The 8,031-nt window shown below is 75.1% G+C and carries 9 protein-coding genes; 3 read left to right on the forward strand and 6 right to left on the reverse strand.

All coding sequences use genetic code 11. The features are described from left to right. Window positions 1–15 precede the first annotated feature (15 nt). Window positions 16–618 carry a helix-turn-helix transcriptional regulator gene (locus tag ACI79C_RS18535; protein WP_456947154.1) on the reverse strand — a complete coding sequence of 201 codons (603 nt, stop codon included), beginning with the start codon at window positions 616–618 and terminating at the stop codon, window positions 16–18. Beyond that, window positions 587–2,191: a GNAT family N-acetyltransferase gene (locus tag ACI79C_RS18540; protein WP_456947155.1), complete on the reverse strand. Its 1,605-nt coding sequence runs from the start codon at window positions 2,189–2,191 to the stop codon at window positions 587–589. The genes ACI79C_RS18535 and ACI79C_RS18540 overlap by 32 nt, the downstream gene beginning before the upstream one ends. Before the next feature lie 370 nt (window positions 2,192–2,561). Here ACI79C_RS18540 and ACI79C_RS18545 point away from each other — a divergent pair, with 370 nt between their 5' ends. From ACI79C_RS18545 to ACI79C_RS18555, 3 genes are all read left to right on the forward strand, one after another. Then, a complete protein-coding gene (locus tag ACI79C_RS18545) occupies window positions 2,562–4,007 on the forward strand; it encodes an amino acid permease (RefSeq protein ID WP_456947156.1) in 1,446 nt (481 codons plus the stop codon). Between the two features lie 130 nt (window positions 4,008–4,137). Then, complete coding sequence (locus ACI79C_RS18550) at window positions 4,138–4,497, forward strand: carboxymuconolactone decarboxylase family protein (RefSeq protein ID WP_456947157.1); 360 nt, start codon at window positions 4,138–4,140, stop codon at window positions 4,495–4,497. After that, a complete protein-coding gene (locus ACI79C_RS18555; RefSeq protein WP_456947158.1) occupies window positions 4,494–5,351 on the forward strand; it encodes an alpha/beta fold hydrolase in 858 nt (285 codons plus the stop codon). The genes ACI79C_RS18550 and ACI79C_RS18555 overlap by 4 nt, the downstream gene beginning before the upstream one ends. A 47-nt stretch (window positions 5,352–5,398) precedes the next feature. Here ACI79C_RS18555 and ACI79C_RS18560 read toward each other — a convergent pair whose 3' ends face one another. From ACI79C_RS18560 to ACI79C_RS18575, 4 genes are all read right to left on the reverse strand, one after another. Next, a complete protein-coding gene (locus tag ACI79C_RS18560) occupies window positions 5,399–5,929 on the reverse strand; it encodes a DUF6624 domain-containing protein (protein WP_456947159.1) in 531 nt (176 codons plus the stop codon). A gap of 146 nt (window positions 5,930–6,075) precedes the next feature. Continuing rightward, window positions 6,076–6,213 (reverse strand): hypothetical protein, encoded by a 138-nt coding sequence (locus ACI79C_RS18565; protein ID WP_456947160.1) that lies wholly within the window; start codon window positions 6,211–6,213, stop codon window positions 6,076–6,078. Further along, a complete protein-coding gene (locus tag ACI79C_RS18570; protein WP_456947161.1) occupies window positions 6,210–6,740 on the reverse strand; it encodes a hypothetical protein in 531 nt (176 codons plus the stop codon). Before ACI79C_RS18570 ends, ACI79C_RS18565 begins: the two co-directional genes overlap by 4 nt. 122 nt (window positions 6,741–6,862) lie before the next feature. After that, window positions 6,863–7,912 (reverse strand): PD-(D/E)XK nuclease family protein, encoded by a 1,050-nt coding sequence (locus ACI79C_RS18575; protein WP_456947162.1) that lies wholly within the window; start codon window positions 7,910–7,912, stop codon window positions 6,863–6,865. Window positions 7,913–8,031 lie beyond the last annotated feature (119 nt).

An 8,031-nucleotide genomic window follows, 5' to 3' on the forward strand; every position in this document is an offset into this window, starting at 1 on the left:
CCCTGGCCGGGCGGCTCAGGCCGGGGTCGGCGTCCGGAAGGTGCTCGGTCGGGTGCCGTACACGCGCGTGAACGCGACGCTCAGCCCGAAGCCGCTCCCGTAGCCGACCTGCCGGGCCACGGCCTCCACGGTGGCGTCGGTGCCGGCGAGCAGGTCCGCGGCCAGGCACAGGCGCCAGCCGGTGAGGTAGGCCATGGGCGGCTCGCCGACCAGGTCGGGAGACCGGCGGGCGAGGGTGGCGCGGGAGACGCCGACCTCCTCCGCCAGCGCGGCGACCGTCCACGGGCGCGCGGGGTCCTCGGCTCCTCGCGCTCGATCTCGGCCACCGTGAGCTCGACTGCGGGGCCCAGCTGGCAGGTACGCGGGACGACCAGGACCCGCGGCAGCGCCCGCACCAGCCGCGCCGACCCGCCGTGCTGGTCGTCGTCCCCACCGCGGGGTCGGCGAGGACGAGGCGGTGCTCGAGGTCACGCCGCTGCGCGACCTGGCCCGCACCGACGACGTCGACGCCGAGGCCGACCGGGTCCTCGTCGCCCTCGCGCCCCAGGTAGCCGCGCGGCGCGTCGAGTGGCGCCGCTCCGCGTGGTCATCCCTGGCCGCGGGAAGGGGGACCCCCACCGGGGGGCAGGAGGAGCCGCAGGACGATCTCCCCGTCGTCGACCTCCCCGGTTGACCGGAAGCCGAGTCCCTCGTAGAAGGGCCCCGGTCCTCCCTTGCCGGGCTCGTAGCTGGTCAGCAGCTCGGTGCCACCATCGGCCCGCACCAGGTCGACGACCTGCGTCAGCACCGACCGGCCGATCCCGCGCCCCTGGTACCGCTTGTCGATGAGCAGGCGCCACAGGAAGTGCCGCCCCCGGTACGGGCCCTTGCGCGGCTTCCAGGAGAGCATCACGAAGCCGACCGGCTCGTCCCCGCAGTACACCGCCCGGTACCACGGATTGGCCTTGGGCGTGTTCGCGGCGTCGCGGAGCGAGCGGGACACCGAGGCGACGAACCGCTCCTGGCGCCCCCGGACGCGCAATGCGCGGACCGCCTCGCGGTTGTCGTCGGTGACCTCCCGGAGGTGCACGCCCGGCGACGGACGGCCGCGGCCCTCCGCGTCCCCGGCGTCCGGCAACCGCAGCACGTCGGCGAGGACGGCCCCGTCGTCGGTCAGCCGGCCCGGCGACGGACTGTCGTAGACCACGAGCAGGCGCGGGCTGTCGGCCTCCCCGAACAGCCCGATGCCCTCGGCGTGGTCGCACCCCTCGCCGGAGGGCAGGTCGAGCTCTCGGGTGAGCAGGTCGCCACGGACCACCTGCGGGGTGTCCGCCTGGAGTGCCCCGTGCCAGCGGGAGACGTGCACCGGCCCGTCGAGGTCCATCGTCGGCCCGGCCAGCACGAGCAGGTCGTCCCCGTGCGGACAGAGGTCCCGGACCCCGAGGCCGCCGAGGCGCAGGACGTGCTTGCGGTACGGGCGCCCGTCACCGAAGGTCGCCAGCCGCAGCCGCTCCGGCGCATCCGGGTCGACCTCGGGGCGCAACTCCAGCACCACGGCCCAGCCCCGCAACACCGGACCGCGCAGGCCCAGGTACACCCGCGGCCCGGACACGGCGATGCCCTCGACGTCCAGCCCGTTGTCCTTGCCCGGCAGGGGCAGGAACGGGCCCAGGTGCTCGTCTCCGGCCAGGACCTCCCGCAGGTCGGTGCCGTGCAGACCGAAGGCCGCGGCGCGGTGCCGGACGCCGCCCTCCTCCAGCTCCGGCACGACGGTCGGCAGGCCGTCCACGACGTCGATCGGCAACCGGAGCAGGATCTGCCGGTTGGGCTGGCCGGTGACCTCGGCGAGCCGGCGCAGGGCCTGCTCGCCGCCGTGCTTGGCCTTGATCTGCCTGCGGCGCAGGCTGTGCGACCCGACGGCCCACAGGAACCGACCGTGCCGGGCCAGACCCTCGATGTCGGCTTCCCCCTCTGCCCCCGCCTCGTCGGCGACCGGCAGCGGCACCAGGTCGGCGAGCCGGACACTGGTGTGCTGCGCGTAGCGGTGCGGCCCGTCCGGGGGATCGGCGATCAGACGCTCGATCGTGGCGGTCTCGTCGCCGGCGACCCAGAGGACGGCGCCATCGCTGCGGACGGCCGAGAGGTTGCTGTGGGTGCCGGCCGTCCGCGCCGACTCCTCGAACCGCAGTGGGACCTGCCGTTCCACGGTCATGCCGTCCACCCTGGCACGGGGGACCGCCGGGCAGGCCTCGTCCGCAGCCGGCCGCGGAGCGGCGGAGGAGACCGCCCGAGGACTGGGCAGTCCCGGACCGCACCTGCTCCAATGAGCTCGCGTCGACCTGCCACCGCCGGCGTCCCGACAGGGCGGTCCCGAGTGCCGAGGACCGACCAGCGCGGCCCCACGGTGGCGCGGCCGCACGCCACCGTGGGGCCGCGGTCGACGCCGCTCCCCCGGTTCGCAGGACAGGAGGGCAGACCCGGGCCTCGAGGATCCCCGCCCGTCCGTGCGAGCAGCGGTGCCGACCTCGCCGGACGCTCGCCGAGGTCTCGCGCCCCGGGCCCGACCAGTCGGAGAGGGACTCATGAGCACTCGGACAGGGCAGTCCATCTGGCGGCGCATGCCCGTCGACACGATGGAGGAGATCGAGCGGGAGAGCGGGGCCGGCGCCCTCACCAAGAGCCTCGGGCTCTGGCAGCTGACCGCGATCGGTGTGGGCGGCATCATCGGCGTCGGGATCTTCTCCCTCGCCGGGCTGGTGGCTCACGGCGACGCGGACAACCCCGGCGTCGGGCCGGCCGTGGTGATCGCCTTCCTCATCGCCGGGCTCGCCTCGGCGGCCGCGGCGCTGTCCTACGCCGAGTTCGCCGGCATGATCCCGCGGGCCGGCTCGGCCTACACCTACGGGTACGTCGCCCTCGGCGAGTTCATCGCGTGGTTCATCGGCTGGGACCTGCTGCTGGAGTACATCGCCATCGTGGCGGTCGTGGCCATCGGCATCTCCGGTTACCTCGAGGCGTTCCTCGAGGGCTTCGGGGTCACCCTCCCGGCGTCGGTCACCGCGTCCGCTGAGGAGGGCGGCGCCGTCAACGTCCCGGCCATCCTGATCTGCCTGCTCGTCACCTTCATCCTCAGCCGCGGCACCCAGACGTTCGGCCGGTTCGAGCTCGTGGCCGTGGCCATCAAGATCCTGCTGATCCTGTTCATCATCGGGCTCGGCGTGTTCTACATCGACACGGCGAACTACGACCCCTTCATGCCCGCCGGCTTCGGCCCGGTGCTCACCGGCGCGGCCACCGTCTTCTTCGCCGTCTTCGGCTACGACGCCATGAGCACCGCCGCCGAGGAGGCCCGGGACGGCAAGCAGCACATGCCCAAGGCGATCGTGCTCTCGCTCGTCATCGCGATGACGCTCTACGTGGCCGCCACGCTGGTGCTCACGGGGATGCAGAGCTACCAGGACATCGACCCGACCGCCGGTTTCGCCTCGGCCTTCACCAGCGCCGGCCTGCCGGTGATCGCCTCGATCATCTCGGTCTTCGCCGTGCTGTCCATCCTGACCGTGATGCTGACGTTCCTGCTCGGCGTCACCCGGGTGTGGTTCTCGATGAGCCGCGACGGGCTGCTCCCCCCGTGGTTCGCCAAGGTCGACCGTGGGGGCACCCCGCAGCGCGTGACGTGGATCGCCGGCGTGGCCGCCGCGGTGCTCGCCGGGGTCTTCCCGATCCGCGCCGTCGCGGACCTGACGAACATCGGCATCCTCTCCGCGTTCGTCGTCGTGTGTGTCGCCGTCATCCTGTTCCGCTACACCCGGCCCGACACCCCCCGCTCCTTCCGCGTGCCGCTCATGCCCGTCGTCCCCGCGTTCGGGGTCCTCGCGTCGCTGTTCCTGATCCTGCAGCTGCACTGGGAGACCTGGCTGCGCTTCGGGGTCTGGTTGCTCATCGGGCTCGTCCTCTACTTCGCCTACGGCCGCAAGCACTCGCTGCTGAACCCCGACAGCCCGCACCACCAGCAGCAGCCGACCTGATGCCCTCGACGGGGAACCGCCGGCCCGGGTCTCGGTCCGCGACCGGCTCCCACCGGCCCTCCGCCCCGTGCCGTCGCCGGCCGCCCCCCGCCGCCGCGCCCCCCGGCACGGCACCTGACACCATTCCGTCATGGGTCACGGCCACGCCGTCCAGCAGGAGCTCCGCGAACCGGCCCGCGCGCTGCGCCGCGCCATCTCCGAGGTCTACGACGGGTACCGCCAGATGCACGCCGCCGCCTACGCCGCGGGTGCACTCGACCAGAAGACCAAGGAGCTGATCGCGCTGGCCATCGCGGTCAGCAAGGAGTGCGACGGCTGCATCGCGTCCCACGCGCGCGGAGCCGTGCGCACCGGCGCGACCGAGTCCGAGGTCGCCGAGGCGTTGGGCGTGGCCATCGCGATGAACGGCGGACCGGGCACCGTGTACGGCCCGCGTGCCTTCGCGGCGTTCCGGGAGTTCGCGGACGAGGCCGATCCCGCAGAGGGATGAGCCCGACCACGTTCGTCCTCGTCCACGGCGCCTTCTGCAACGCCGCGGTGTGGGGGCCGACCGCCCGCGAGCTGGCCCTGCGCGGGCACCGCGCGGTCGCCGTCGACCTGCCCGGTCACGGGTTCGGCGCGACCATCCCGGCCGGCTACCTCGGCGCCCAGGACCTCGACGTGCTCGCCCGCGCGCCCAGCGGGATGTCCGGCATCAGCACCGCCCAGGACGTCGCGGCCGTCGTCGAGGTCGTGCGGCGCGCGCGGGAGCACGGCCCCGTCGTCCTCGTCGGTGCCAGCCGCGGCGGCCTCGCCGTGACGGCGGTGGGGAACGCGGTGCCCGAGCTGGTCGACCGCCTGGTCTACGTCTCCGCGTGGTGCCCGGTCTCGGCGACGGTGAGCGAGTACTCCGCCGGTCCGGAGAACGCGACCAGCCTCCTGACCGGCGCCGGCGTCCTCGCCGTCGGCGACCCGGGTGCGATCGGCGCGATCCGGCTGAACTGGCGCACGTCCGACCCCGGCCACCTCGACCTCCTCCAGGCCGCGCTGCTGGCCGACGGCACGAGGCAGGAGCTGCTCGCCTACCTGCACCTGCAGGAGCCCGACGAGGCGCTGGTCGTGGACGAGGTCGCCACGCGTGCCGATCCGGCCACGTGGGGCTCGATCCCCCGCAGCTACGTGCGCCTGACCGAGGACCGCGCCCTGCCCCTCGCCCTCCAGGACCGCTTCATCGCCGAGGCGGACGCGCTCCTCCCCGACCGGCCCTTCGACGTGCACTCACTGGCCAGCAGCCACCTGCGGTTCCAGATCCACCCCGCGGGGATCGTCGACGTCCTCGACGGCCTCGACGGCCTCGCCGGCTGAGCCCCCGGCGGACCCCGGGGCGGGACGGTGCTCCCGGCCACACCCGGTCAGCCGTCGGCGCTCGCGGGAGGTGGCCGGAACCGGGCGGCGTTGACCGCGAACGGCTCGATGCCGACCTGGGCGCGCCGCTCGTCGAGGCGCTCCGGCTCGACGCACGGCCACGGGACGGGCTCGCCGTCCACGACGTCGGCGATCTGGGTCCCGTAGACCTGGAGCCGGCCCTCGTTGACGGCCAGCCGGTCCTCGAGGAAGGCGAGGTCCCGCCTGCTCGCCTCCCCGACCTCCACCGCCCGGCGCAGCAACCGCACCGCGAGCCGCTGCAGGTGGACGTGCGTGTCGGCGTGCTGGGCGATGAGCCAGGCGGCGTGCGCGGCCGGTTCGCCCACGCGCGAGGCGGTCGGCCACGAGCCCCCGGAGAGCAGGTCCAGCAGGCGGTCCGCGTGGCGGACGAAGACCTCGCGGTGCTGTCGGCGGACCTCGGGCGGGAGCGGACCGGGAGAACCGGCGCCCGTCCGCTCCAGCAGCTCCTCCTGCTCGGCCATCATGGCGACGAGTTCCCTCGCGAGGTCGCTGGCCACGCTGCTCCCATCTCCCTGCCGGGTCCGCCGGGCTCGGGCGCGGCGGGGTCACGCGGGCGCGGACCCCGCCCGCGCACCGGTCACCACCCGCCACCCTGCCAGGACTCCGCGCCGGGAGTCCGCGGGGACGTCGTCCCGGGAACTGGTCAGCGGCGGGCGAGGACGGCCATCGCCGTACCGCTCCACCCACCGACGACGACCGGGCTCCCGAGCAGGGCGCCGCCGCCGGGGTGGACCCCGGTGCAGGCCCGGAGCCGGGGGTGCTGCTGGTGCACCAGGGTCACGCCGGCACCCGCGCGGGCTCGTGGGCGTCCGCGTCCGGCTCCGCGACCACCCACACCGTGCGCCCGTGGAGCGGCGGGGTCTTGGTCCCGTCGGTGAACCACACGACCACTCCCCCGTGCGCCCTGCAGTGCGAGCGCACGACGCGGACCCGGCCGCCTCCCCTGGCCTTGGCCGGCCGCACCAGCGGGAGGCCGAAGTCGGTGCCGAGGACCTCGGTGGTCAGGACCGGTTCGCCGGCGGGCAGGTGGGACGTCGGCACGGTCACCGCGGCCACCCGCGCCGGCCGAGCCGGCGGGTCCGGGGTCACCGCGGCCACCCGCGCCGGCGGGGCCGGGGTCACCGTGGCCACCCGCGCCGGCGGGGCCGGCGGGTCCGGGGTCACCGCGGCCACCCGCGCCGGCGGGGTCGGGGTCGCCGCGTTCCGGTGCACGGCGGCGTTCCGGCTCATCCCGCACGCGCAGCGCCAGGCGACCTCGCCGGGGGCGCGGCGGAACGGGTGGGCGGCGGATGGGGAGACGGTCGCCATCGCAAGCCTCCTGGAAGTGGGGGTCGGCGCTCCGATTCGAACACCAGTTCGACGTGACGGCAAGGCCGCCGTCGTGGAGCGGGGGCTCCGCGGCGGCGGCACGACCGGGCACGGCCGCGGGGTCAGTCCCGGGGCACCACGTTCTTCGTCACCCGGATCGACTGCGCGTTGCGGGTCCTCCGGGTGGGCACGACCTCACCGAGCTCGACCAGCCGCTCGACCGCGGCGTCCTTGTCCACCTGCGTGCGCAGGCCACCACCGGACCACTCGCAGTGCAGGTCGCCCGCCGGCCCGGACCGGCCCCGCAGCCGCTCCCGCGCGTACTCCTTGTGGCGCCTGGCCTCGTTCTCGGCCGTCCGCCAGGAGTCGTAGTCCCGCACGGCCTCGACGTAGTCCTCGTCGGTGACCGTCAGCCGGGACTGGCGGGAGACCTCACCCTCGGTCGCCGGGTCCACCGGCGGGCCCCAGCACAGGTCCAGGAACGGACACCAGTCGCACATGGCGTCCACTCCGGGCCCGAACCCGTCGCGGGGCACGGCGTCGGCCCCGTCGGCCTCGACGGTGGCGTAGACGTCGGTGAGCCACATGATCGCCTCGGCGGTCAGCGACGGGTCGTGGTCGGCCTCGAAGACGACGTCCTCACCGGAGTCGCGCGACAGGTAGCGGATGCGCAGCCCGTCCACGTCCTGCCCGGTGCCGGCCGGCAGCCGGCGGTCGGCGGTCTGCCCGGTCCGCAGCAGCCACGCGTAGACGGCGACCTGGAACCAGTGCCGCACGGGGGCCCCACGGGTGAGGATCCGCTCGAACCCGAACCGGGACGTCGTCTTGAGGTCCTCGACGACCGGGGCGTGCCACCAGTCGCAGCGGCCCTTGACCTGCTCGCCCTGGAGGCGGACCTCGGTCAGCCCGCCGTACTGGCGGCGCAGCGCGCGCAGCACCCCGCGGTGCAGTTCGGTGCCGATGAAGGCCTGCAGTCCGGTGCGGGTGTTGGTCGGACGGCGGCGGGCGATCCGGTAGGCCGCCCGGCGGCGGCACTCGCCCAGCTCGGAGGCGCCGATCATCCGCTGGCGGGAGCGGGCCCGTCGGCTGTCCAGGTCGCGGACCGCGGCGGTCAGGCTCGGGGCGGCGCGCCGCTCGGCGGCGCTGGGGCGGGTGGGCAGGACCGCGGTCACCGCGTCCTCCTCGGGTCGATCCCGGCGGTTGGGGGGGGGGGGGGCGGCGCGCCCCGCCCGCCCGCCGGCGCTGGGCCTCCACCACCACCGCACCGGGGAGACCGCCGCCGGGCGGGCCG

This window comes from Geodermatophilus sp. SYSU D00697 (assembly GCF_054050175.1).